Source organism: Brevibacterium album DSM 18261 (genome assembly GCF_000426445.1).
Lineage (GTDB): Bacteria > Actinomycetota > Actinomycetes > Actinomycetales > Brevibacteriaceae > Brevibacterium > Brevibacterium album.
Genome location: NZ_AUFJ01000010.1, coordinates 550391 through 574283, shown reverse-complemented (window position 1 = coordinate 574283; position 23893 = coordinate 550391). Strand labels below are relative to the sequence as shown.

The following is a 23893-nucleotide window of genomic DNA, read 5'->3' as shown; positions in this document are numbered from 1 at the left end:
GCATAGGCTGGGCGCATGAGCGAGCACACGAGCGCATCAGCAGCAAAGCCGTCCTCCATCGACCTCGAACGCTTCGCCGTCGACTTCCACGAGTTCATCACCGCCATGAGCCAGGCCGCGGGAGCGGAGAAGCGCAGGGAGCTGGAGACGCTGCTCGGCGACCACCTGGGCGTCGGACCCCGCTCGCTCGAGCCGGTCCGCCAGGAGTTCCCGCTGTGGCGGTGGGCCGATGTCGACGCCGCCCTCGAAGCGCTCGCTGAGGGCCAGGCACTCCACGGGGTCGTGCCCGCGGGCGAGTCGCCGGCGCTGAGCGAGGTGCTCGCCAACCAGTTCGCCATCTACGAACAGGGTGCGGTGGAGCGCCAGGCGGTGCCGGTGGGCCCGGGCGCGGTGCGCCATGTCGCGACGAATGCGATCCGCCTGCTGCGTATCGGGAGCACACCCGCGGTCGTGTACGCGTGTGCCGCGGGGGAGGGCCCGCATCCTCCGGTCATCCGGGTCGAGGTGCTCTCGGCCGACGAGAGGCTGTCGCGATCGGTCCTCGCGGATGTCGAGGCCCATATGCGGGAGGGCTCGGTGCTGAGCGGGCAGGTCGTGAGCTTCATCGCCGATGAGTTCGGCTCCGACGAGGTGGGCATCGAGTTCCACCCGCGGCCCCGGCTCACCCGCGAGGACATCGTCCTGCCGGAGGGCACGCTCGAGCGGATCGAGGCCTCGGTCCTGGGGATGAGCGAGAACGCCGCCGAGCTCCGTGCGGTGGGTCAGCACCTCGCCCGCGGGGTGCTGCTCTACGGCCCTCCCGGCACGGGCAAGACCCACACCGTCCGCTACCTCCTCTCCCGGGCCCCCGAGACGACCGCGATCCTCCTGCAGGGCGGAGCGCTCTCGCGCATCCGTCAGGCAGCGGCGACCGCGCGCTCCCTCGGCAGGGCGATCATCGTCCTCGAGGACGCGGATCTCGTGGCCGCCGACCGGGACTTCGGCGAGGGCGAGCGGGCGGTGCTCTTCGATGTGCTCGACGTCCTCGACGGGCTCGACGACGACGCGGACATCGCCTTCGTGCTCACCACCAACCGTGTGGACGTGCTGGAGGAGGCTCTCGCGCTGAGGCCCGGGCGCATCGACCTCGCCGTCGAGGTGCCGCTGCCCACGCGTGAGCTCCGCCGGCAGCTCCTCGCCCGCAGCGCCCGCGAGCTGCCCATCACCGAGGCGGGAATCGAACTCGCCGCCCTCGCCTCGGCCGGCACGACGGGATCGTTCGCGAAGGAGGCGGTGCGGCGGGCCGTGCTGAGCGCGCTCGCCGCGGGGGAGGAGACCGAGGACCGGCACCTCCTCGGAGCCGTCAGCACGCTCGTAGCCGAGGCCGCGGAGCTGCGCGAGGCGATGAACCGGGATGCCCTCTCGGATGGCTCCGCCGCCGCTCCGGACGAGGGGGATGACTTCGCCGATGGCGGGGAGGCCGGTGACTGGGCTGACGGTGGCTGGACGGACCGTGGCCGGGCCGCAGGTGTGCGAGCCGAGGGCGGCTGGGCCGCTGATGACCGGAGCGGGGAGTCGGACGGCCCGGGGGAGGAGCGCGACCCCGACCATGACCTCGCGGACTATGACGAGGGCCTCTCCGGTGAGGATCTCCTCGACATGGACGACCGCGACTGAGCGCTGACCCTCCCTTCCCCTGTCTCTCTGTCCCCGCTGTCTTTCCGTCCGGCCGAGTGAGCGGCTTCTGTCGGTGTGAGGGTCGCGAACCGACAGGAACCGCTCACCCGGCGAATCGGGGCTGAGGGGCTACTCGCAGCCCACTCCGTCGCCATCGCGGTCGAGGTGAGGGCCGTAGCCGGGATCGCCTCGGTGGACGGGCGCGGCCCCGGCCTCGCGTGCGGCGGTGCAGTTCTCGAACGCTCCGCCTGCGTCTCGGGCTGAGCCGCCCGCGGTGCCCTCGCTCCTCGTGCCGGAGGAGCCGGAGCCCGAGCCGCCGCCCGAGCCGGAGGAACCGGAGGAGCCCGTACCGCTGGACCCAGATCCGCTGCTGCCCGAGCCGGCCGAGCCCGAGCCGGCTGTCCCCGTGCGCTCTCCGCTCGTTCCCGCACCGGTGCGGCCGGTACCCCCGCCGGAGGAGGATGTCCCGGTCTCGTCCCCCGCCCGGGAGCTGGTCTCCGGGTCGAGATCGCCGTCATGGGCGGCCGGCCACGCCTCGTCCTCGTCGTAGGCCGCTTCGCCGCAGTCGAGCAGGAGGCCCTCGATGGCGTCGAACTCGGCCGGGGTCACCCACAGCTCGTAGTCGTGCTTCACGCGGACCTGGCGGGCCACGTACTCGCAGCGGTAGTCCCGGCGCGGCGGCAGCCAGGTCGCGGCATCGGCGTCGCCCTTCTGCCGGTTGAGCGAGGACTCCACCGCGATGAGGTTGAGCGGATCGTTGGCGAGGGCGACCAGTTCAGTGTCGTCGAGCTGCTGCGCGCCGGTCTGCCAGGCGTTCGACAGGGCGACGATGTGGTCGATGTCGATGTTGTTGCCGTCGCCGCGGATGAAGTCGAAGGTGTCTCCCGTGTAGTCGGAGGTGAGCGAACCGCCCAGCACCACGCAGCCGTCGGGGGCGAGTTCGATCCGCGCGAGGTCGCGGCGCAGCACGTCATTGCGGGTGTCGCAGCCGTTGTGATCGACGTCGTCGCGCCAGCCGAACGCCTCGCGGTCGTAGCCGGTCTTGGGCGCTCGGCCCTTGACGTCGAGGCCGCGCAGCATTTCGAGGGCGGTGCCGGTGGCGGCCTCAGAGGTCTCGTGATCGTCTGCGGCGGGCGCCGAGGCCGTCGCCGCGGCGGGTACGGCCTCCGTGGTCTCGGCGGAGCCGGACTCGCAGGCGGTCAGGGTGAGGAGGGCGCACAGCGCCAGGGGAAGAATCTTGCGCACGAGGCTCGATCCTACGCTTCTATTGCATAAGCGAACAATTCATGTGAGCGCGGGAGAGGGGACTGTGAAGAGTCTCACGCTGCTCCGGCCGGCCCGGGAAGTGCCCCTCATGATGTGCTCCAAGGTGCGTGCCCCACGGTAAGCCACGTCTGCGTCCCGGCCGTGTCGGACAGCCGATGCGCAGACGCAACCTGCTGGAGGCCGAGGCCGGGGCCGGTGAGGGCCCGGTATCGTCCACGGATGGGGGCACGGGAACCGGGTTCACACAGCACATCGCACTGCAGGCAGGAGGGCAGCCCATGAGCCGAACCGGATCCGCGGCGCACGAGTCCGATCCGCTGGCGGGGATTCCGGACCGGGTGTCCGTGCTCGTGATCGGGATGGGGCAGGCAGGTCTCTCCACCGCCTATCATCTGCGGCGGCGCGGTTTCGCAGACGAGCGCGCGCTTCTGCTCGTGGACGCGAACCCCGGTCCCGGCGGCGCCTGGCAGCACAGGTGGCCGAGCCTCACCCTCGAGACGACGAACCGCGTGAGCGACCTGCCGGGCTGGGGTCTGCGCGATGCCCTCCCGGTCGACGAGACGGTGCCCGCCGCAACCACGGTCCCCGAGTACTACGGCCGCTACGAGCGCCGCTATGGGATGAGGGTGCGGAGGCCGGTGACCGTCGAGCGCGTGGAGCAGCCCGGGGGAGTCGGTTCGGATTTCCTCGTCACGCTGTCCGCGTCGGGGGCGGCCGGAGACAGCGGCCCAGGGCGGCAGATCCGCCGGGTGCGGGCGCGGGCCGTCGTGAATGCGACGGGGACATGGGACCGGCCGCGTCGGCCGTACGCGCCCGGCTTCGAGACCTTCCGCGGCCGCGTGCTGCACACGCACGACTTCACTCAGGCGGAGGACTTCCGCGGACAGCGTGTGCTGGTGGTGGGCGCCGGCATCTCCGCCGTCCAGCACATCGAGGAGCTCTCCGCCGTGACAGAGGTCTTCTGGACCTCCCGGCGGAAGCCCGACATCCGCGCCGAGCAGTTCACCCCCGAGTACGGCCAGGCCGTCATCGCCCGGGTCGAGGAGCGCGTGCGCGCCGGGCTGCCGCCGGGCTCCGTCGTGTCGAACACGGGCCTGCCGCTCGGCACCGCGGGCACCGCCGGCCTGTGCACCCTGACCGAGTGCATGCCGATGTTCGACCGGGTGGAGGCTCGCGGCGTGGTCTGGGAGGGGCTCGATGCGGCCTCGGGCGGTGCGCCTTCCGGCACGTCCGTGGACGAGGCGCCCGCCTCGCAGATATCGCCCAGGACGGCGGCTCCCGAGGCGACCCTGCGTCCCAGAGCGCCCTCCTCTGCCGAGGTTTCCCTGCCTCCTGCGACGCCGGCCGCTTCCGAAGCCCCTGCCCGGGAGCGCGGACTCGTCCCGTACGGCTGGGGCAGGGTGCCGGCCTCGGGGCGCCTGAGCGTCGACGTCCTCCTCTGGGCGACGGGCTTCCTCCACCGGCTCGATCATCTGGCGCCTCTGGGCCTGCGCACCCCGGAAGGCGGCATCGTCATCGACGGCCGGCTCGCCACACGGGCGGCGGTGAATCCCGGACTGCACCTGCCCGGCTACGGGCCCAGCGCCTCGACGATCGGCGCGAACCGGGCCGGCCGTGCGGTCGCCCGCGAGATCGAGGACTACCTGGCGGAGCACGGCTCATCGGACCGGCTCCCGGCAGACCCGTGCCTTGCAGACCAGCATCCGCCTGGGAACTGACCGATCCACACCGAGTCGGTCGGTGCGCCGACCGACTCCGGCGTGGGGGATTCCCCGGCCTCGATCCCCGGTCCCTCGCCCGCCATTCACCCCGCCGCCTCGCGCCCGGCCACCCTCCCGGAGAACAGGCATCCGCCCAGGAACGTCCCCTCGAGCGCGGAGTGCCCGTGCATGCCCCCGCCTCCGAAGCCGGCGGCCTCGCCCACCGCGAACAGCCCCTCGATCACCTCGCCGTCTGCGTCCAGGACACGTGCCTGCGGGTCCGTGTGCAGACCGCCCAGCGTCTTGCGCGTGAGCACCCGCAGGCGCACCGCGATGAGGGGACCCGCCTGCGGGTCAGTGAGCGGATGCGGTGCGACGGTGCGCATGAGTCTGTCGCCCCGGTAGTTCCTGGCGGCGTGGATCGCCTGGATCTGCCTGTCCTTGGCGAACGGATTGGCGACCTGGGCGTCCCTGGCGGCCACGGCCTCGGCGACGGTGTCCGCCTCCAGCAGCGGCGTCCCGGTGGCGGGATCCGGGCCCGTGAGCGCGTTCATCCCGCGGACCAGCGCGGCCACGGAGTCCGCCTGCACGAAGTCCTCCCCGTGGTCGAGGAACGCCTGCACGGGGCCCGGCGCGCCGGGGCCCAGCCGTCCGGCCAGCTGCGCGAGCGACTTCCCCGTGAGATCGGGATTCTGCTCCGAGCCGGAGAGCGCGAACTCCTTCTCGATGATGCGCCGGTTGAGCACGAACCACGAATGGTCGTACCCCGTGCGCCGCAGGCGGGCGAGCGCGCCCATCGTGTCGAAGCCCGGGAAGCAGGGGTCCGGCAGCCGGCGTCCGCGGGCGTCCAGCCACAGCGAGGACGGCCCCGGCAGAATGCGGATGCCGTGGCCGGGCCACACCGGATCCCAGTTCCTGATCCCCTCGACGTAGTGCCACATCCGGTCCGGGTTGAGCACATGCGCGCCCGCAGCCTCGGCCACGGGGAACATGGAGCCGTCGACATAGGCGGGCACGCCCGTGAGCATCTCCGCAGGCGGGGACCCCAGCCGTTCCGGCCACTGCGCGCGCACCCGGGCTTGGTCCCCGCCGATCCCGCCCGAGGCGATCACGACGGCATCGGCGCGCAGCGCGAAATCGCCCGTGACAGCAGTGCTCGCGAGCGTGCCGCGGGGTGAGTCGGTGGCGGCGAGGACGGTGCCCGAGGCACCCGTCACCCGTCCGCTCTCGCGCGTCAGCTCGGTCACCCGGTGGCGGACGTGCACGCGGATCCGGCCAGCGCGGATGTGGTCCCTGAGCCGGCGCACGAAAGGCGCGACCACACCCGGTCCCGTGCCCCAGGTGATGTGGAAGCGCGGCACCGAATTGCCGTGACCGGTCGCGGTGCCGTCCCCGCGCTCGGCCCAGCCGACGACGGGGAAGAACCGAACGCCCATGCTGCGCAGCCAGGCGCGCTTCTCGCCCGCGGCGAACTCGAGGTAGGCCTCGGCCCACCGCCGGGGATTCTCGTCGCGATCGGCGAACTGCGCCGTGCCGTGCCAGTCGCGCCGGGCGAGTTCGAGGGAGTCGCGGATGCCCATGCGCCGCTGCTCCGGCGAGTCGATGAGGAACAGGCCGCCGAAGCTCCAGTGGGCCTGCCCTCCCAGATCGGCCTCGCCCTGCTGGTCGATGAGCGTGACGGTCGCGCCGCCGTCCGCGGCCTCGACGGCGGCGACGAGGCCGGAGAGGCCGAATCCGATGACGAGCACGTCCATGAGGTCTCCTCCCGCAGGCCTCCGCGTCGAGGCCGGGTGCGCCGGTGGGACCACGGTAGCCCGGACGGGCGGCGACCGCCATGCCCGTGGTCGGCGACGGGCGAATGGCCTCGGCGGGCAGTGGTCTGCGCTCAGCAGAGGCCAGTGCGCGGTGCCCGCCCGCCTCTGACGCGAGGCACCTCAGCCGAGCAGCATGAGGCTGATCTGCATGACGAGCGCGCCCGCGAGCATCCCGAGCACCGCCGTCCGCCTGTGCGCCTGCGCGAAGGCGGCGGGGATGAGCTCCTTCGCGCAGATCATGATCATCACGCCGGCGACGCCCGCGAGCACGCCGCTCATCACCGCCGGTGTGAGGAAGGGCGCCAGCAGCATCCAGCCGAGCAGCGCCCCGGCGGGCTCGGCGAGGCCCGAGGCCGTGCTGAGGAGGAGGGCGCGCATGCGCGAACCGGTCGCGTGGTAGACGGGCACGGCCACCGCGATGCCCTCGGGGATGTTGTGCAGGGCGATGGCCGCGACCACGGGCAGCGCCGCGCGGGGATCGCTGAGGGCGGCGACGAAGGTGGCGAAGCCCTCGGGGAAGTTGTGCACCGTGATCGCGAGGGCCGTGAGCATGCCCGTGCGCAGGAGCAGGCGCCGCTGGGAGTCCGAGAGCGCATTCCCGCCTTCGGAGGATGCGCCGGCGTCCGAGGGCGAGTCGTCCACGGCGGGACTGCTCGCGGGGCCTGCGGCTGAGGGCTGCGGGCGCTGGGCATCGGCGCCCCGGGACGCCTTCCCGGCGATGGGGGACTCCGCCCGGTGCCGCGTGCGCGAATGCACGAGACGGCTGAAGGCGAGGACGACCAGGGCGCCCACGAGCACTGCGACGCCGGCCCACCAAGGACTCCGGCCGTCATGGGCGAGGTCCTTCGCGGACTCCGGGATGAGCTCGACCACCGAGACGCACAGCATGACGCCGGCGGAGAAGCCGAGCGCGCCGGCGAGGAAGCGACGGGAGGTCCCGCGTCCCAGGACGGAGACGAGACCGCCGAGACTCGTGGCGAGACCGGCGACGAGACTGAGGGTGAGAGCGAGCAGCGGTGTCACACCGTCATGGATATCGCCCCGGCTCAGCCGCCCACAAGTCAATGCTTGCGCAGATGAGCGAACGTCCGCGGGAGCGGTTCTGCTCAGGCCGCGCGGATGAGCGTGAAGTCGAACTGGTCCTGCACGAAGTGCGTGGCCGACCAGCTCACCGCCGTCCCGCTGGGCAGGAACTGCGTCTGCTCGAGTGTGAGGTAGAGGGGTGTGGCGGGTCGGCGCTCCCCCCATGCGAGGTCGGGGTCGTGCGTCGCGCGCACATGCGTGAGCGACTGGTCCGGCAGCATCCCGAGCGGTTCGAGGAACTCGAAGATCGAACCCGTGAGCGCCTCGGCGTCCGTGCCGACCGGCAGCCCGTCGGCGGCGATGACACCGGACTCGAAGGCCAGGGCGGACCTCCTTCCGAGGAACGCCCGCTCGTAGTCGAGCACGACGGGGAGCGAGGACCGGCGCAGGCGCCCGGCCTCGGCCTCGGTCGCCGCCCGCAGCGTCCTGTGCCGGTAGCGGATCTCGAACTCGTGGCCCTGATCGCGGATCAGCTGACTCGTGGACCGCAGGGACTGCAGGCTCGCCCGGATCGCACCGCCGTGCTCGGACACGAAGGTGCCCGTGCCGTGCCGGATGCGGACGGCACCGGCCTCCGCGAGGCGGCGCAGCGCTGAGCGGACTGTCGCCCTGCTGACGCCGAGGCTCTCGGCCAGCGCCGGCTCCGCGGGCAGGCGCGCACCCGGCGCCCATTCCCCGGACGCGATCCGCCTGCTGATGGCATCGGCGGTCCTGACCGGGAGCGAGCGCGGCGACCTCTGCGCCTCCTCGTCCATCCCCATGTCCCTCCATCCCTTCTGACCCTTGGCGTTGACAACGACTCGGCTCTGTTGGACTATACCCAGGTCTGCCCTGAGAGGTCAGACAACTCATGCAAGAAGTCTGATGTCCAAGCGAACGGGGTCCAGCCACTGATGTCCACCGACGTGCCCACGCCCAGCCTCATCCGGGACAGCGTGCTGGTCGAACCCGATTCCGTGCGGATCCTCGACCGGCGCAGCTTCCCCTTCACCCGTGCCTGGGTCACCTGCCGCACGGTCGAGGACGTCGCCGTCGCCATCGAGCAGATGGTGACCCAGAGCAGCGGCCCCCTCTTCGCCGCGGCGGGCGGCATGGTCCTCGCCGCGCGCGCGGCCGACTCCTCCGGTCCCAGCGCGGATCGCCGCGAGGCCCTCGCCGCAGCCGCCGCCCGGCTCCGCGCCACCCGGCCAACGAACAACGGGATCCGCGAGGCCGTCACCGCGGTGCTGCAGGCCGCCGAGGCGCCCCTGGGCAGCGGCGAGGCCCTCACCCCCGCGGTCGAGACCGCCGCCCGCGCGGTGGGGGACCGGTACCTGCAGCGCAGCAGGCTCCTCGGTGCGCACGCCGCAGAGCTGCTGCGCGACGGGGACACGGTGCTCACGCACTGCTGGGGGGAGTCCTATGTGACTGAGACGGTCGCGGCCGCGATGCGCGCAGGCAAGCGCCTCTCGATGATCTGCACGGAGACCCGCCCCTACCTGCAGGGCGCTCGCCTCACTGCGGAATCGCTCGCGGAGATGGGCGCCGAGGTCTCCGTCGTCACCGACGGGATGCCCGCGCATCTCATGAGCCGCGGCGACATCAGCGCCATGATCACGGCGGCGGACCGCGTGACGATGGACGGCCACGTCGTCAACAAGATCGGCACGCTGCAGCTCGCGATCGCCGCCCATGCCTTCGACGTTCCGTACATCGCGCTCGTGCAGGCTCCCGACGAGCAGGCCCCGGACGCCGCCAGCGTCCCGCTCGAGGACCGCGACGGCAGCGAGGTGCTGCACCTCGGCGGGCAGCGGACGGCCTCGGAGAGGGTGAGCGGCATCTACCCGGCCTTCGACGTCACCCCGCCCCGCTACATCCGGGCCATCGCCACGGATCGGGGCCGATTCGCCCCCAACGACCTCGCCTCTTACCACTCCGCCGCGCAGCCGGACCTCGCCGCAGGGACGGCCCCGACCCAGGATGCAGGTGTGCGCTCATGGATGTGATGAGCATTCTCCGAGGTCTCCTCGGAATCATCGCGGTGCTCGGCATCGCCTTCCTGTTCTCCAGCGACAAGCGGCGCATCCGGCTGCGGCCGATCCTCACCGGCCTCGGGCTCATGTTCGTCTTCGCCTTCCTCGTCATGGGCACGGGCTGGGGAGCGGCGGTGCTCGAGACCGTGTCGAACGGGGTGAGCGCCCTCATGGGCTTCGCTCGCGAGGGGATCGACTTCGTATTCGGCGGTCTGTACACGGAGGAGTCCGGCATCACGTTCGTCGTCGCCTTCGACGTCCTGCCGCAGATCATCTTCTTCGCCTCCCTCATCGCTGTCCTCTACCACTTGGGGATCATGCAGGTGGTGACCCGGTACATCGGCGGCGGCATCCGGCGGGTCATGGGCACGAGCCGCGCGGAGTCGATCTCCGCCGCGAGCAACATCTTCGTCGGTCACACGGAGGCTCCGCTCACGGTCAAGCCCTATCTCGCGCGGATGAGCAGGTCCGAGCTCTTCACGGTCATGGTGGGCGGCCTCGCCTCCGTCGCCGGCACCATGCTGGCCGCCTACATCGCCCTGGGCATCCCCGCGGAATACGTCCTCGCCGCGATGTTCATGGCCGCCCCCGCAGGCATCGTCGTGGCCAAGACCTTCTACCCGGAGACAGGGGAGACGTCCGATGCGGCGGTGCTCGTGAGCACCGCCAGGGGTGCGGAGGCTGCGGAGCCCTCGACACAGGCCTCAGCGCAGAGCGCCGGAGCATCCCAGGCCTCAGCGCAGGGTGCCGATACCCTGCACACGGACGAGCCCGCAGAGACCGCACAGGCCGCGGAGCCTGCAGAGTCCGGTGAGGAGGCCGCGCCCGTACCGGCCGCGGAGCCGGAGGAGGAGCGCGCGGCCAACCTGGTCGACGCCGCGGCCTCGGGCGCCCGGACCGGTCTCACCCTCGCGCTCACGGTCGGCGCGATCCTGCTGGCGTTCGTCGCGCTCATCGCCGTGCTCAACGGGGCGATCGCCGCGGTCGGCGGCCTGTTCGGCGTCGAGACCTCGCTCCAGGAGATCCTCGGCTACGCGCTGAGCCCCCTCGCCTTCGCCCTCGGCGTGCCGTGGTCGGAGGCCGTGCAGGCCGGCTCCTTCATCGGCGAGAAGTTCATCCTCACGGAGTTCATCGCCTTCACGAGCCTGTCCGAGGCCGCGGGTGCGCTCTCCGCGAAGACGGTCGCGATCTCCAGCTTCGCCCTGTGCGGCTTCGCCAACCTCGGTTCGATGGGCTCGCTCATCGGGGTGCTGGGCAGCCTCGCACCGGGCCGCAAGAAGGAGGTGGCGAGGCTGGCGCTCAAGAGCGTGTTCGCGGGCATGCTCGCCTCCATGCTCAGCGCGGCCGTCATCGGGATGTTCTTCTGAGCCTCCCTGTACCACCAGCCCTGTGACCCACCGAGTGAGCGGTTTCTGTCGATCTGCGACGCTCAGACCGACAGAAGCCGCTCACCCGGGGGCCGGGGTTCAGACCAGCAGCAGACCACGATGAGGGAGAAGCACTCATGGACACCACTGCACGCGTCGCTGAAGCGCGTGACCACATCCGCCGGATCACCGCGGCCCGCCCGGAGATCGGCATCATCCTGGGCAGCGGGCTCGGGCACCTCGCGGACATGGTCGAGGACCAGGTGCGCATCCCCTACCGGGAGATCCCGCATATGGCCGCGACCACCGTGGAGCTCCACTCCGGCGAACTCGTCATCGGCCGGCTGGAGGGGCGCGAGGTCGTCCTCATGTCCGGGCGCCTCCACCACTACGAGGGGCACGACCTGGACGCGGTGACGTTCCCCGTGCGCGTCCTCGGCGCCCTCGGCGTCACGGAGCTGTTCGTGACGAATGCGAGCGGCGCGATCAACGAGAGCTACGCCCCCGGCGAGGTCATGCTCATCGCCGATCACATCAACTACCCCGCGCTCAATCCGCTCCGGGGACCCAATGACGCCTCTGTGGGCCCGCGCTTCCCGGAGATGGTCGACGTGTACACCCCGCGTCTGCGGGAACTCGCGCGCGAGGCCGCAGCCGAGGCCGGACTGCCGGTGCAGGAGGGGGTCTACGCCTGGTGGTGCGGGCCGTCCCTGGAGACCCCGGCGGAGATCCGCATGATGCGCGCCGGCGGCGCCGACGCGGTGGGAATGTCGACGGTGCCCGAGGTCATCGTGGCCCGCTACCTGGGCATGAACGTCCTCGGCATGGCCTGCATCGGCAACATGGCCTCCGGCGTGAGCACCGAGCCGATCACCGCCGAGGAGGTCGCGGAGAACGTCGCGCGCACGGGTGCGCAGCTCGTGGGGACGCTGCGCGGAGTCCTGCGGCGGCTGCCGTGACGGACGCGGTGACCGCGGGCGGCTCCGCGGCTCGGTCCGCGGAGGGCGCCTCGGATGCTTCTGCCGGGCACGTCGCCTCGGGAACGGACGTCGCTTCCGGCATGGACCTCGCCTCGGGCATGGAAAGCGTCACCTCTGCGCTGGCGGAGGTGGGGCGCTCCGCAGTGGCGCGAGGACTCGCGCTGGCCAGCGGCGGGAATCTCTCCGCCCGGCTGCCGGGGGACGCCCGGACCTTCGCGATCACGGCTGCCGGTGCGCGCCTCGACGATCTGGGGCCCGAGCAGTTCTGCGCGATGACGCTTGCGGGGGAGACGGTGACGTTCCCAGGGGAGACGGTGCCGGCCGACGCTGCGGCTGTGGCGGACCCCGCGGAGGCCCGGGCTAGACGTGCGCGGCCCTCGAGCGAATGGAAGCTGCACCAGCGCATCTACCGCGCGCGCCCGGATGTGAACGCGGTGGTCCACCTGCACCCGCAGTATGCCGTGCTGCTCGATGCGCTGGGCCACAGGGTGAGGATGATGACCCTCGACCACGCCGCGTATGTGCGTTCGGTGGGGACCGTCGCCTATCACCCCAATGGTTCGGATGCCCTCGCGGACGAGGCTGCAGCGGCCGCTTCCGAGCACGACTGCCTCATCCTCAGCCATCACGGCTGCGCGGCGCTGGGGGAGACCGTCGAGATGGCCCACCGGCGCGCGCTCAACCTCGAGGAGGCGGCGACGGCGACCTACCGGGCGCTCCTCCTCGGCGACACCGAGACGGCCTTCCCCGCGGCTGCCCTCGCGGACATCCACCACGCCTGAGGCGGGCTCACGCCCGAGGTGGGCTCGCGCCTGAGGTGGGGTACATCTGACCTGGCCACACCTGAGGCTTGCCACTCCGGAACCGGGTCCACGCCTGAGGCTTGCCACTCCGGAGCCGGACCGGGCGGGTGTGCCGTGCCTGCCTCGGAGCTGCTCCCTCACGCTCCTCCGGAACAACACGCTGGAGCGTGCCGGTGCGGCAGTTCGGTGTCGTCAGCCGGAGGCGGGGTGCGGTTCCGGAGGCTGCGTGCGGTCCCGGAGGCTGGGCGCCGGTCAGACGGCAGTCAGCGCGACATTCGGATGCCAGCCTTCCCGGATCATGGAGATGGCGACCGTGCCTCAGCGCTCGACGACGCGTTCGATCCTCTTCAGCCTGCGCTGGAGCACGAAGATGCGCACGCTGCCCACGATCCCCGCCACGAGCACGCCTGCGATCGCGGCGAGCAGCATGGCCACGCCCAGCGGCAGCGAGAAGTGCCAGCCGAAGTACTGGAAGTCCGCCGTCGTGTTGTTCTGCACGATGAAGACGAGGAGCAGGACGAGCACCGCCGTCCCCGCGATGAGGGAGACCCATGCGCCGCCGGAGAGGCCGCGTGAGGCCTCGGGCGCTGCGCCGCGCGGCTTCTTCCCGTGCTTCACCGGCGTGTCCGAGCCGCGTTCGCCTCGACCGTCCGCCGCCGGAGGCTCTGCGGAAGCCTCCTCGCGGCCCGCGCCCTCCGCGGTGGCCGCCGGGCTCGGCGGCGTCTGTGCCGAGGGGGCAGGGGCGGGAGCCGCCTGCGGGGAGGATTCCGGTTCGAACAGCTCCGCCGGCAGCTCATCGCTGAGGTTTCCCGTGGGCTGTGCGGGGTCCCTGGGGTCTCCTGAGGTGCTCATGCGGACAGTCTACTGCCGGACTGCGTCCCTGAGCAGGGGCTTTCGGTCCTGGTTCGTTCCAGAACAGGGCTGCCCCGCTTTCCGCCGACAAAGAAGTGATCGGCTTCCCCCGCCACATCCGCAGATGCGGCGGGGAAGCCGATCACACGAGCGGCAGCCGCATGACGGCTCAGCTCAGTCGGGAGGGGCTCCTCGCGGGGTACGCACCGCCGAGGCACTTGAGGCCCGGTGGCGCGTACCCCGCTGCGCTCAGCTCAGCGAGGCGATGATCTCGTTGAGCGTGGCCGAGGGCCGCATGACGGCATCGGCCTTGTCCTCGGCGGGGTTGTAGTAGCCGCCGATGTCCGCGGGCGAGCCCTGGACGGCGAGCAGCTCCGCGGTGATCGCCTCCTCATTCGCACGCAGCGCCTCGGCGACGGGCTTGATAGAGGCCGCGAGCTCCGCGTCCTCGGTCTGCTTCGCCAGCTCCTCGGCCCAGTACAGGGCGAGGTAGAAGTGGCTGCCGCGGTTGTCGATCTCGTTCACCTTGCGCGAGGGCGACTTGTTCTCCCGCAGGAAGGTGCCGGTCGCATCGTCCAGGGTGGAGGCGAGCACGCCGGCGCGGTCGTTGCCCTCCTTGTTCTGGAAGTGGCGGAAGGACTCCGCGATGGCGAAGAACTCGCCGAGCGAATCCCAGCGGAGGTGGTTCTCCTCGACCAGCTGCTGCACGTGCTTGGGCGCGGAGCCGCCCGCACCCGTCTCGAACAGGCCGCCGCCTGCGATGAGCGGGACGACGGAGAGCATCTTGGCCGAGGTGCCCAGCTCGAGGATGGGGAACAGGTCCGTGTTGTAGTCGCGGAGCACATTGCCGGTCACCGAGATGGTGTCCTCGCCGCGGCGGATCCGCTCGACGGAGAGCTTCGTCGCCTCGACGGGGGACATGATGCGGATGTCCAGGCCCTCGGTGTCGTGCTCGCCCAGGTACTCCTCGACCTTGGCGATGAGGCTGGCGTCGTGCGCGCGCTCGGCGTCCAGCCAGAACACGGCGGGCGTGTCCGAGAGGCGCGCGCGCTCCACGGCCAGGCGCACCCAGTCGCGGATCGGGACGTCCTTGGTCTGGCAGGCGCGCCAGATGTCCCCGGCGGAGACGGTGTGGCTCATGACGACCTCGCCGGCGCCGTTGACGACCTCGACGACGCCGTCGGCGTCCAGCACGAAGGTCTTGTCGTGGCTGCCGTACTCCTCGGCCTTCTGCGCCATGAGGCCCACGTTCGGCACCGAGCCCATGGTCGAGGGATCGAACTTCCCGTTGGCCTTGCAGTCGTCGATGACGGCCTGGAAGACGCCGGCGTAGGAGGAGTCCGGGATCACCGCGAGGGTGTCCTGCTCCTTGTCCTCGGCGTTCCACATCTTGCCGCCGCCGCGGATCATCGCGGGCATCGAGGCGTCGACGATGACATCGGAGGGCACGTGGAGGTTCGTGATGCCCCGGTGCGAGTTCACCATCGCGAGCGCCGGGCCGGTCTCCAGGCCCGCGTCGATCTCGGCCTTCACACCCGCTGCGGTCTCCGCATCGAGGGTCTCCAGGCCGGCGAGGATCGCGCCGAGGCCGTCGTTGGCGGAGAGGCCGGCGGCGGCGAGCTGCTCACCGTACTTCTCGAACACGGAGGGGAAGAACGCGCGGACCACGTGGCCGAACAGCACCGGGTCGGAGACCTTCATCATGGTCGCCTTGAGGTGGACGGAGAAGAGCACTCCCTCCTCCTTGGCCGCGGCGATCTGCTCGGCCAGGAAGGAGTCGAGGGCGGCCGCGTTCATGAAGGTCGCGTCCACGACCTCGCCTGCGAGCACCGGGACGGTCTTGAGGACGCGCGCCTCGCCGCCGGCCGGGGTGAAGCGGATCGTGAAGGTGTCCTCGGCGGGGGAGACGACGGACTGCTCGTTGGACGCGAAGTCGTTCTCGCCCATCGTCGCCACGCGGGTCTTGGAGTCCGCGGTCCAGTCGCCCATCGAGTGGGGGAAGGCCTTGGCGAACTCCTTGACGGCCTTGGGGGCGCGGCGGTCGGAGTTGCCCTCGCGGAGGACCGGGTTGACGGCGGAGCCCTTGACCCTGTCGTAGCGGGCGCGGACGTCCTTCTCCTCGTCCGTCTGCGGGTCCTCGGGGTAGTCCGGGAGGTCGTAGCCCTGCGACTGCAGCTCTGCGACCGCGGCCTTGAGCTGCGGGACCGATGCGGAGATGTTCGGGAGCTTGATGATGTTGGCCTCGGGCGTCTTGGCGAGTGCGCCGAGCTCCGAGAGCGCGTCCTCGATCCTCTGCTCCTCGGTCAGGCGCTCCGGGAAGAGAGCGATGATCCGGCCGGCGAGGGAGATGTCGCGGGTCTCGACCCCGACACCCGCCTTGCGGGCGAACGCTTCGACGATGGGCTTGAGGGAGTACGTCGCGAGCAGCGGAGCCTCGTCCGTGCGCGTGTACATGATCTTTGCCATTGAGCGGGATTCTCCGTATCGGTCAAGGGGTTTGCGAGTCGATTCTATCGACCTCGGCAGATCCGCTCCATATGAGGTTCGTCCTGTTCCCCGGTACCATGCAACGGGCTCGCCGGGCGCGGGCCGGGGCCGGCGGCCGCAGAACACGAACGGGGAGAGGCATGGCGAAGCTGTACTTCCGCTACGGAGCCATGAACTCCGGCAAGTCGACGGCGCTGCTGCAGGCGGCCTTCAACTACGAGGAGCGCGCTCAGCGGGTGCTGCTGGCGAAGCCGCGCGTCGACACGAAGGGCGCCGGCGAGATCGTCTCCCGCCTCGGGGTCGCCAGGACCGCGGACTTCCTCATCGGACCGGAGGAGGACGTGGAGGCGCTGTTCGACGATGCGGCGGCCCGCACGGACCGCGAGGCGCTCATCGAGACGCTCGACGATCCCGGTGCGCCCGTGAGCTGCCTCCTCATCGACGAGGCCCAGTTCCTCAGCCCCGTGCAGGCGGACGGCCTCATGCGCATCGCGGTGGACCGCGACGTGCCGGTCATGGCCTACGGCATCCGCACCGACTTCCGCACCCACGCCTTCCCCGGCTCCGGCCGGCTGCTGGAGATCGCGCACACCCTCGAGGAGCTCAAGACCATCTGCCGCTGCGGCCGCAAGGCGATGTTCAACGGCCGCCGTATCGGCGGGGACTTCGTCTTCGACGGCGACCAGGTGGCGATCGACGGCACGGACGTCGCCTATGAGTCGCTGTGCTCCACCTGCTACCTGCGGGAATCCGGCGGCCGCCTGCTCTGAGCGCACCCGCCCCATCGCCCGAGGCACCCGCCCATAACCCAGCCGCCCGCGTCCCAGCCGCGCCGCCCCGCTGCCTCCATCCGGCGTTCACCTCGCCTACCCCTCGGGTGCGGAGCGCGCGCGATAGTGTGGTTCCGGGCGCGGCCGTTCGCAGCCGTGCACGTCCTCACACCTCGTCGCACGCACGCTCTCCCGGAAGGGGCACACCCATGTCCGCACTCGCATACTCGGTCGTGAACGATGCCGATCCCACCGCACCCCTCCTCATCCTCGGGCCCTCGCTGGGCACCCACGCCTCGCAGTGGGCCGGTGCCGGATACTTCCTCGCCGACGACTACCGCGTGGTCCTCGCCGATCTGCCCGGCCACGGCGCGGGTCCCCGCATCGAGGGCGTGACGATCGAGCGGATCGCCGAGGGCATCCTCGAGATCGCCGATGAGCTCGGCGCGGAGCGGTTCAGCTTCGCGGGCATCTCGATCTCCGGCGCGGTGGCCCTGACGCTCGCCCTGCGCGCACCCGAGCGCCTCGTGGGCGTGGGCGCGCTGTGCACGGGTGCGAGCTTCGGCGGGCCCGAGCGGTGGAACGAGCGCATCGAGAACGTCCGGGCGCTCGGCTCGCTGCGGCCCACGGTGCCCGAGACCGCCGCCCGCTGGTTCGCGGCGGGCTTCCTCGACGAGGACCAGGCCGCGGGCGCGATCGTCCTCGAGCAGCTCGCGCAGACGGACCCCGAGGCGTTCATCGACTGCTGCCGGGCGCTGGGCGAGTACGACCTCACCGGGGAGGTCGCGGACATCTCCGTGCCAGTGCTCTTCCTCGCCGGCTCACAGGACGAGGGCAACACCCCGGAGAGCATGCGCGCGCTCTCCGAGCAGGTCCCCGGCAGCGAGTTCAGGGTCATCCCCGATTCCGCGCACCTCCCCATCGTGGAGCACCCGGAGATCGTCGCCGAGGTGCTGGCCGGCTTCCTCGCCCGCGCCGCCTCCCGCTGAGGCGCCGTCCGCGGGAGCGGCGTCCGTCGCGCGGACGCTTTCGCCGATGCGCACTCCGCTGAGGCATGGGGCACCCGCACCGGACCGCGGGACGGCCTGCCGCCGTTCTCGGTCGTGCACAGCAGGTCGTGCAGAACAGGTCGTGCTGTGCGAACATGGGACCGCTCACCTCGGGAAGCGCACAGCCCGCGCTGCCGGGGTGCGAGAGAGCAGACCCTCCCAGGCACGGACGAAGGCGCAGGCGAAGACAGATGGAACAGAGCAGTTCTGAACAAGGGAAGACACGGGGCGGCGCAGGCGCCGGTGCGGGCACGGCATCTGCGGACGGCGATCCGGCACTGAGCACGGCGGCGAGCTCCGGCGCCCGGCCGGAGAGCCGCGGAGGCTCGACGGAGATCGAGCACACCTCGCCGGGCGAACGCGAGCCCGCCCTCGCCCGCAGCACCGTCCGCATCCGCTGGGGAGGCTTCGTCGCGGGCCTGCTGCTGGCCGCGATCGTCTACCTCCTCATGCCCGGCGACGTCGCGAACGAGGCACGGGTCACCGCCGCGACCGCCGTCCTCATGGCGCTGTGGTGGATGACCGAGGCGATCCCGATCCCGGCCACCGCCCTCGTGCCGCTCGTGGTCTTCCCCGTCTTCAACGGGGTCGACCTCTCCGAGGTGGGCGGCAGCTACGGCTCCGACACCATCTTCCTGTTCATGGGCGGGTTCCTCATCGCACTGGCGATGCAGAAGTGGAACCTGCACCGGCGCATCGCGCTCGCGACCCTCAAGGTCATGGGCGACCGCACCAACTTCATGATCGCCGGCTTCATGATCGCGACCGGCTTCCTCTCGATGTGGGTGTCGAACACCGCCACCGCGGTGCTCATGCTTCCCATCGGCCTCTCCGTGCTCCTGCTGGTCAACGAGACGCTGGCCGCGAGCGGCGCTCTGGACCGGGAGGGCGCCGAGGCCGGAGGCGGCGCCTCCGCACCCGCTCCCGCGCAGGCAGGCGAGACAGCCGGCACAGGAGCAGACGCCGCACCGGTCATGCACACGAAGTTCGCGACCGCGCTCATGCTCGCGATCGCCTACTCCGCCTCGATCGGCTCCCTCGGCACCATCATCGGCACCCCGCCCAACACCTTCCTCGTCGGCTACCTGCGCGACAACCACGACATCCACATCGGCTTCGGGCAGTGGATGGTCGTGGGCGTGCCGGTGGCGATCGTCATGATGGCCGTCGCCTGGTTCCTGCTGACCAAGGTCCTGTTTCCGCCGGAGGTCAAGCGGATCCCCGGCGGCCGTGCGCTCATCTCGAAGGAGATGGCGAAGCTCGGGCCCATGTCCACCGGCGAATGGCTGGTCCTGGGCGTCTTCGTCCTCGCCGCGCTGTCCTGGATCGTCATTCCCACGGTGTTCGAGGAGCCGCCCATCTCCGATGCCGGCATCGCGATGACGGTGGGCCTCATCCTCTTCATCCTGCCCGGCGGGGCCAACCGCGGGGTGAAGCTCCTGGACTGGGACACCGCGGTGCAGATGCCCTGGGGCGTGCTGCTGCTCTTCGGCGGTGGATTGGCGCTGTCCGCGCAGTTCACGGCCTCGGGCCTGTCCGAGTGGATCGGCACGGTCGCCGAAGGGCTGGCCGCCGTCCCCGTCATCGTCCTCGTGGCGGTGCTCGCCGCGGGCATCCTGTTCCTCACGGAGATCACCTCGAACACCGCCACCGCGGCCACGTTCATCCCCGTGGTGGGCGGTGTCGCGATGGGGATCGGCGCGGACGTCCTTCTGCTCACGATCCCGGTTGCGCTCGCAGCCACCTGTGCGTTCATGCTCCCGGTCGCCACGCCGCCCAATGCGGTGGCCTTCGGCACCGGCTATGTGACGATCGCGCAGATGGTGCGCGGGGGAGTGTGGCTCAACCTCATCGGGATCGTGGTCATCACGCTCGCGACCATGACGCTCGCGGCCGCGGTGTTCGGCATCGCGTTCTGAGGCCTCGCCCTCCTGGCGGGCCACGAGGCGCAGTGGAATACCCGGCCTGCCCGGCAGGTTTGAACTCCCGACACCATCCGTGAGCGGGCCCGCTCGGCTGAGCGGGCCCGCACCTCGGCGGATCGTCACCGGTGTGCGCTCGCCGCTGACGATCCGCCTCGCTGCGAAAGGCCCTCCATGCCCCGTCTGTTCGAACCCCTCACGCTCCGCGGTCTCACGGTGAAGAACCGGGTCTGGCTGCCGCCCCTGTGCCAGTACTCCTGCGAGGCGGAGGACGGTGTGCCCACCGACTGGCACCTCGTGCACCTCGGGGCGCGGGCGCAGGGCGGGTTCGGGCTCGTCATCGCGGAGGCCTCGGCGGTGGTCCCCGAAGGCCGCATCTCGCTGCTCGACGCGGGCATCTGGAACGACGAACAGGCCCGGGCCTGGACGCGGGTGGTGGACTTCGTGCACTCGCAGGACGCCGCCATCGCGATCCAGCTGGCCCATGCCGGCCGCAAGGCGAGCACGCATCCGGCGTTCCACGGCGGGCCCAAGGGCAGCCTGGGGCCGGAGGAGGGCGCCTGGCAGACGTACGGGCCCAGCGCGGTGCCGTTCCCGGACCTCGCCGTGCCTGCGGAGATGAGCACGGAGCAGATCGCCGAGGTGGTCGAGGCCTTCGCGGCCGCCGCCGCTCGCGCGCAGGGCGCGGGCTTCGACGCCGTCGAGATCCACGCCGCGCACGGCTACCTCCTGCACGAGTTCCTCTCACCGCTGTCCAATCTGCGCGAGGACGGCTACGGCGGGGACTTCGCCGGCCGCAGCCGCTTCGTCATGGAGGTCTACCGCGCGGTGCGGGCCGCCGTCGGGGAGGACTTCCCCGTCATGGTGCGCATCTCCGCGACCGAGTGGACCGAGGGCGGGTTCGGCCCCGATGAGGCGGTGGAGCTCGCCGCGCTCCTCGACGCGGAGGGCTGCGACCTCATCGACGTCTCCAGCGCCGCCAATGTGCCGGCGCAGATCCCCGTGGGCCCGGGCTACCAGGTGCCGCTGGCCGCCGAGGTCGCCGGCACCGGAGCGACGACCGCCGCGGTGGGGCTCATCACGGAGCCGGCCCAGGCCGAGCAGGTGCTCGTGAGCGGAGACGCGGACGTCGTGCTGATCGGCCGTGCCGCACTGCGCGAGCCGGCCTGGCCGCAGCGGGCCGCGCACCAGCTCGGCATGGAGTGGCGGGACATCCCGTACCCCAGGCAGTACACGCGCGGACGCTGGGGCGCCGGCCTCTGAGGAGGTCCTGGTCGCTGAGGCCTCGTCTCGAGGTCTCACCTCCCGCCGGATCGCGGCGCGCTCGTGTCTCACTTTCCACTGAGGTCTCACTTCACCTCGGTCCTCCGCGCCAAAATCGATGTGAAGTGAGACGCGAGCAGGAACTGAGACGCGAGCGGCGGGGAACCGGAGCGTTGCGCACCGCGTGCGGGTGTTCCCTCTCCTACAGCCCCTCCGTGTAGCCCTTCGCGCGCTCCTCCTCGCCCGCGGTCTCCTGAGCGGTCTCGGCGGTCTTCCCGTGGCCGCTCGTGAGCTCGAGGCCGATCACGCCCACGACGATGAGGACGAGCGAGAGGATCTTGCCCGGCCCGAATGACTCGCCCTCCAGCGCCGCCCAGATCGCTGTGACGGAGGCCCCCACTCCCACCCAGATCGCGTAGGCGGTGCCCATGGGCACGGTGCGCATGGGCACGGTGCGCATGGCGCGCTGGAGGCCCCAGACGGAGCCGGTGAGGGCGAGGAGGAAGACGACGGCCGAGACGGGGTCGAGGATGTCCGAGAGCGCGTGCGCCCACACGGCCTCGAGGCTGCCGGAGACGATGAGCAGGAGCCAAAGCATCTCAGCTCACCACCTTCATGCCCACGACGCCGCAGATGAGGACCATCGCGAAGCCGGCGCGGAGCCAGCTGAGGGACTCCCGCCCTCGCAGCACGGAGAAGCCGAGCGTGACGACGGCGCCGATGCCCACCCACACCGCATAGCCGGTGCCCACGGGGATCGTCGCGAGTGCGATCGCGAGGCCGCCCATCGAGAGGACGGTGCCCACGAGGAAGAGGACGATGCGGCGGGACATGCGCACGCCGTCCGCGGCGAGGGCATAGGCCCACATGGTCTCGAAGGCGCCGGAGACGATGAGCACCGTCCAGGCGAGACCGGCGGGGAGGTCGGCCGGCGCGAGGGCCGGTGAGGCTGCCGCCGAGGCCCCGGCCGCATGCGCGGAGAGGCTGAGGGGGATGTCGAACACGAGAGTGACCCGTCTGGCCGTCTTGTCGCGTGAGCGGGTACGGCTCCCTCGTCCGCGGGCGCTGCCGGCGCCCAGCGGAGAGTGTAGCAAGGAGCCCGGACGCCCACGCCCCCTGCCGCACAGAGTTCCGCTGACCTAGGGTGGGATGCATGGAGAACACGATCACGCGCGAATTCTCGGGTTTCACCGTCCGCTCCGTCTCCGTCTCGGAGATGGCCAACAACGTCTATCTCCTCACCTCGCAACCGACTGACGGGACCGGTGCGGACGGCGGCGCACCCGTGCACGTCCTCGTCGACGCCGCCGATGACATGGCCGCCATCCGCCGGCTCATCGAGGGCGCGGGCGGGGGCGAGGTCGCGGCGATCCTCACGACCCACCGGCACTGGGACCACGTCCGCGCGCTCAGGGAGGCGCAGACCGAGCTCAGCGAGCACACCTTCGCGGGAGCGGAGGACGCCGAGGCCATCGAGGAGGAATCGGGGGCGACGGTCGCCACGCGTGTGTCGGACGGCCAGGTGCTGAATCTCGCCGGTCTGGAGATCGAGTGCATCGCCCTCCGCGGGCACACTCCCGGCTCGATCGCCTACGTCCTGCGCGACGGGGAGGGGAGCGCGGTGATCCTCTCCGGCGATTCGCTCTTCCCCGGCGGACCGGGCAAGACATGGTCCCCGGAGGACTTCACGCAGCTCATGGACGACCTCGAGGAGCGCATCTTCGCGCGCTTCCCCGACGACACCCTCGTGCTGCCGGGACACGGCGATTCGACGGCGCTGGGCCTCGAGCGTCCTTCACTCGAGGACTGGCGCGCTCGCGGCTGGTGAATCAGCGGCTGATGAGCCCGGAACTCGTGCATCGCGGCGGGTGAGGCTCGCTCGGCTGTGGGCGGGCCGCCCGGCCGCGGCAGGGATGCGGAATGCGCGGGCTGCGGGCTGCACGTGTCCGGTGACGCTCACAGCGTCGCCGCGACCCGCAGCCCCCAGACCGCCCATGCGAGCGTGAGGAGCAGCAGCACGGGCGGCAGGGGCGTGCGCACGCGCGTGACGACATCGCGAGCGGCACCCCGCACGGGGGAATCGGCGTCCTGCTCCCAGCGCGCATAGGCGTCGAGCACCGTCTGGATCTCCTCGGGCGTGTGGCGTTCGAGGCGGATCATCCCCATGCGCTCACGGGTGGTCCGTCTGCCCGTGCTCGGCAGTGCCCACGCGCCCACCTTCTCCCCGTCCTTGGTCTCGACGGTGAGCCCCAGGCGCAGGTCGAACTCCGCGATCCGGGAGAAGGGGATGACCGTGGTGCGCGCGATGTTGACGATGCGCAGCTCGTCGGCGTCGACGGCGACGAGGGGGCGCAGGTAGCAGGTCCAGCACAGGCAGGCGATGAAGGCGGGCAGGCCCAGCAGGGCGACGGCGGCTCCCAGCGGCACCTGCACGAGCGTGAGGACGGCCGCGATCGCGGCAGCGGCCAGCGCGATCCATGCGATGCCGCGGGAGCGGCCGCCGCGCAGGACGAGGGACTGGGCAGCCGGGCTGCCGCCGGCATCGGGGGAGGGCGTCTGAGGCGTGGGCACGCCCCGAGTCTATGGTCCGGACGGGTGCGGACCCAGCCGGCCGGCTGGGCCGAGGGGCCGTTCCGACGGGCACGCCGGCCGCTGTGCGGCTGACGCAGCTTCCTGAACAGGGGTTGTGTCCTATCTCACGTGGTGAGCGTGATGAGCACCTCATTCATGGAATTTTGTCAAATCTCGCAAAACGAGGTTACGACTGCGTAACGATAGGTCGGCTTGTCTCAGAATGTGCGATGGCACACATCCGGGTTCTTTAGAGTTTTCCCAATTCGTGCACCACGCACGAACGGCCCGTCACACG

Annotated in this window: 20 protein-coding genes and 1 riboswitch; of the genes, 11 read left to right on the top strand and 9 right to left on the bottom strand. The window is 71.2% G+C overall.

Going from position 1 to position 23893, the window contains the following annotated elements:
* Positions 1 to 15: 15 nt before the first annotated feature.
* Positions 16 to 1656: an AAA family ATPase gene (locus K318_RS19985; RefSeq protein ID WP_051297628.1), complete on the top strand. Its 1641-nt coding sequence runs from the start codon at positions 16 to 18 to the stop codon at positions 1654 to 1656.
* Positions 1657 to 1785: 129 nt separating this feature from the next.
* Here K318_RS19985 and K318_RS25515 read toward each other — a convergent pair whose 3' ends face one another.
* Positions 1786 to 2901, bottom strand: coding sequence for a GmrSD restriction endonuclease domain-containing protein (locus K318_RS25515; protein WP_051297627.1), 1116 nt, complete (start codon positions 2899 to 2901; stop codon positions 1786 to 1788).
* 299 nt (positions 2902 to 3200) lie between these two features.
* Here K318_RS25515 and K318_RS25510 point away from each other — a divergent pair, with 299 nt between their 5' ends.
* Positions 3201 to 4640 (top strand): FAD-dependent oxidoreductase, encoded by a 1440-nt coding sequence (locus K318_RS25510; RefSeq protein WP_156913823.1) that lies wholly within the window; start codon positions 3201 to 3203, stop codon positions 4638 to 4640.
* An 86-nt stretch (positions 4641 to 4726) separates the two neighbouring features.
* On the opposite strand, the gene K318_RS0106715 is transcribed toward K318_RS25510, so the two are convergent.
* The 3 genes from K318_RS0106715 to K318_RS25505 all read right to left on the bottom strand — a co-directional run bounded on the left by K318_RS0106715 (position 4727) and on the right by K318_RS25505 (position 8280).
* A complete protein-coding gene (locus K318_RS0106715; protein ID WP_029088918.1) occupies positions 4727 to 6376 on the bottom strand; it encodes an FAD-binding dehydrogenase in 1650 nt (549 codons plus the stop codon).
* A gap of 180 nt (positions 6377 to 6556) precedes the next feature.
* Complete coding sequence (zupT, locus tag K318_RS0106710) at positions 6557 to 7459, bottom strand: zinc transporter ZupT (RefSeq protein ID WP_035280771.1); 903 nt, start codon at positions 7457 to 7459, stop codon at positions 6557 to 6559.
* An 83-nt stretch (positions 7460 to 7542) separates the two neighbouring features.
* A complete protein-coding gene (locus K318_RS25505; protein ID WP_029088916.1) occupies positions 7543 to 8280 on the bottom strand; it encodes a GntR family transcriptional regulator in 738 nt (245 codons plus the stop codon).
* 132 nt (positions 8281 to 8412) lie between these two features.
* Here K318_RS25505 and K318_RS19965 point away from each other — a divergent pair, with 132 nt between their 5' ends.
* The 4 genes from K318_RS19965 to K318_RS0106685 all read left to right on the top strand — a co-directional run bounded on the left by K318_RS19965 (position 8413) and on the right by K318_RS0106685 (position 12660).
* Positions 8413 to 9504 (top strand): s-methyl-5-thioribose-1-phosphate isomerase, encoded by a 1092-nt coding sequence (locus tag K318_RS19965; protein WP_051297626.1) that lies wholly within the window; start codon positions 8413 to 8415, stop codon positions 9502 to 9504.
* A complete protein-coding gene (locus K318_RS0106695; protein ID WP_084499835.1) occupies positions 9504 to 10898 on the top strand; it encodes a nucleoside transporter C-terminal domain-containing protein in 1395 nt (464 codons plus the stop codon). Before K318_RS19965 ends, K318_RS0106695 begins: the two co-directional genes overlap by 1 nt.
* 137 nt (positions 10899 to 11035) lie before the next feature.
* A complete protein-coding gene (locus K318_RS0106690) occupies positions 11036 to 11857 on the top strand; it encodes a purine-nucleoside phosphorylase (RefSeq protein ID WP_029088914.1) in 822 nt (273 codons plus the stop codon).
* Positions 11854 to 12660, top strand: a complete 807-nt coding sequence (locus K318_RS0106685) for a class II aldolase/adducin family protein (RefSeq protein WP_245579788.1) — start codon at positions 11854 to 11856, stop codon at positions 12658 to 12660. Before K318_RS0106690 ends, K318_RS0106685 begins: the two co-directional genes overlap by 4 nt.
* A 339-nt stretch (positions 12661 to 12999) precedes the next feature.
* Here K318_RS0106685 and K318_RS24255 read toward each other — a convergent pair whose 3' ends face one another.
* Positions 13000 to 13533, bottom strand: coding sequence for a LapA family protein (locus K318_RS24255; protein ID WP_029088912.1), 534 nt, complete (start codon positions 13531 to 13533; stop codon positions 13000 to 13002).
* Positions 13534 to 13782: 249 nt separating this feature from the next.
* Positions 13783 to 15999 carry an NADP-dependent isocitrate dehydrogenase gene (locus K318_RS0106675; protein ID WP_029088911.1) on the bottom strand — a complete coding sequence of 739 codons (2217 nt, stop codon included), beginning with the start codon at positions 15997 to 15999 and terminating at the stop codon, positions 13783 to 13785.
* A gap of 161 nt (positions 16000 to 16160) precedes the next feature.
* Between K318_RS0106675 and K318_RS0106670 the strand changes: the two genes are divergently transcribed.
* The 4 genes from K318_RS0106670 to K318_RS0106655 all read left to right on the top strand — a co-directional run bounded on the left by K318_RS0106670 (position 16161) and on the right by K318_RS0106655 (position 21024).
* On the top strand, positions 16161 to 16790 hold the full coding sequence (locus tag K318_RS0106670; protein ID WP_029088910.1) for a thymidine kinase: 630 nt from the start codon (positions 16161 to 16163) through the stop codon (positions 16788 to 16790).
* A 209-nt stretch (positions 16791 to 16999) separates the two neighbouring features.
* Positions 17000 to 17779 carry an alpha/beta fold hydrolase gene (locus K318_RS0106665; protein ID WP_029088909.1) on the top strand — a complete coding sequence of 260 codons (780 nt, stop codon included), beginning with the start codon at positions 17000 to 17002 and terminating at the stop codon, positions 17777 to 17779.
* A gap of 251 nt (positions 17780 to 18030) precedes the next feature.
* Positions 18031 to 19758, top strand: a complete 1728-nt coding sequence (locus tag K318_RS0106660) for an SLC13 family permease (protein WP_084499793.1) — start codon at positions 18031 to 18033, stop codon at positions 19756 to 19758.
* A gap of 177 nt (positions 19759 to 19935) precedes the next feature.
* Complete coding sequence (locus tag K318_RS0106655; RefSeq protein WP_029088907.1) at positions 19936 to 21024, top strand: NADH:flavin oxidoreductase/NADH oxidase; 1089 nt, start codon at positions 19936 to 19938, stop codon at positions 21022 to 21024.
* Positions 21025 to 21226: 202 nt separating this feature from the next.
* Here K318_RS0106655 and K318_RS0106650 read toward each other — a convergent pair whose 3' ends face one another.
* Together K318_RS0106650 and K318_RS0106645 are read right to left on the bottom strand one after the other, a co-directional pair.
* Complete coding sequence (locus tag K318_RS0106650; RefSeq protein WP_029088906.1) at positions 21227 to 21622, bottom strand: DMT family transporter; 396 nt, start codon at positions 21620 to 21622, stop codon at positions 21227 to 21229.
* 1 nt (position 21623) lies between these two features.
* On the bottom strand, positions 21624 to 22028 hold the full coding sequence (locus tag K318_RS0106645; RefSeq protein WP_245579787.1) for a DMT family transporter: 405 nt from the start codon (positions 22026 to 22028) through the stop codon (positions 21624 to 21626).
* 12 nt (positions 22029 to 22040) lie between these two features.
* A riboswitch (guanidine-III (ykkC-III) riboswitch) is annotated at positions 22041 to 22104 on the bottom strand.
* Positions 22105 to 22177: 73 nt separating this feature from the next.
* Between K318_RS0106645 and K318_RS0106640 the strand changes: the two genes are divergently transcribed.
* Positions 22178 to 22852 carry an MBL fold metallo-hydrolase gene (locus K318_RS0106640; RefSeq protein WP_029088904.1) on the top strand — a complete coding sequence of 225 codons (675 nt, stop codon included), beginning with the start codon at positions 22178 to 22180 and terminating at the stop codon, positions 22850 to 22852.
* A gap of 128 nt (positions 22853 to 22980) precedes the next feature.
* Here K318_RS0106640 and K318_RS0106635 read toward each other — a convergent pair whose 3' ends face one another.
* Entirely contained in the window at positions 22981 to 23595 is a 615-nt protein-coding gene (locus tag K318_RS0106635) for a hypothetical protein (RefSeq protein ID WP_029088903.1), read from the bottom strand.
* Positions 23596 to 23893: the final 298 nt, after the last annotated feature.

Excerpts from the sequence above, each read along its gene's own strand:
- K318_RS19985 (WP_051297628.1), top strand. The coding sequence starts at position 16 with ATGAGCGAGCACACGAGCGCATCAGCAGCAAAGCCGTCCTCCATCGAC.
- K318_RS25510 (WP_156913823.1), top strand. The coding sequence starts at position 3,201 with ATGAGCCGAACCGGATCCGCGGCGCACGAGTCCGATCCGCTGGCGGGG.
- K318_RS0106715 (WP_029088918.1), bottom strand. The coding sequence starts at position 6,376 with ATGGACGTGCTCGTCATCGGATTCGGCCTCTCCGGCCTCGTCGCCGCC.
- K318_RS25505 (WP_029088916.1), bottom strand. The coding sequence starts at position 8,280 with ATGGGGATGGACGAGGAGGCGCAGAGGTCGCCGCGCTCGCTCCCGGTC.
- K318_RS19965 (WP_051297626.1), top strand. The coding sequence starts at position 8,413 with ATGTCCACCGACGTGCCCACGCCCAGCCTCATCCGGGACAGCGTGCTG.
- K318_RS0106695 (WP_084499835.1), top strand. The coding sequence starts at position 9,504 with ATGAGCATTCTCCGAGGTCTCCTCGGAATCATCGCGGTGCTCGGCATC.
- K318_RS0106690 (WP_029088914.1), top strand. The coding sequence starts at position 11,036 with ATGGACACCACTGCACGCGTCGCTGAAGCGCGTGACCACATCCGCCGG.
- K318_RS24255 (WP_029088912.1), bottom strand. The coding sequence starts at position 13,533 with ATGAGCACCTCAGGAGACCCCAGGGACCCCGCACAGCCCACGGGAAAC.
- K318_RS0106675 (WP_029088911.1), bottom strand. The coding sequence starts at position 15,999 with ATGGCAAAGATCATGTACACGCGCACGGACGAGGCTCCGCTGCTCGCG.
- K318_RS0106670 (WP_029088910.1), top strand. The coding sequence starts at position 16,161 with ATGGCGAAGCTGTACTTCCGCTACGGAGCCATGAACTCCGGCAAGTCG.
- K318_RS0106665 (WP_029088909.1), top strand. The coding sequence starts at position 17,000 with ATGTCCGCACTCGCATACTCGGTCGTGAACGATGCCGATCCCACCGCA.
- K318_RS0106660 (WP_084499793.1), top strand. The coding sequence starts at position 18,031 with ATGGAACAGAGCAGTTCTGAACAAGGGAAGACACGGGGCGGCGCAGGC.
- K318_RS0106655 (WP_029088907.1), top strand. The coding sequence starts at position 19,936 with ATGCCCCGTCTGTTCGAACCCCTCACGCTCCGCGGTCTCACGGTGAAG.
- K318_RS0106650 (WP_029088906.1), bottom strand. The coding sequence starts at position 21,622 with ATGCTTTGGCTCCTGCTCATCGTCTCCGGCAGCCTCGAGGCCGTGTGG.
- K318_RS0106640 (WP_029088904.1), top strand. The coding sequence starts at position 22,178 with ATGGAGAACACGATCACGCGCGAATTCTCGGGTTTCACCGTCCGCTCC.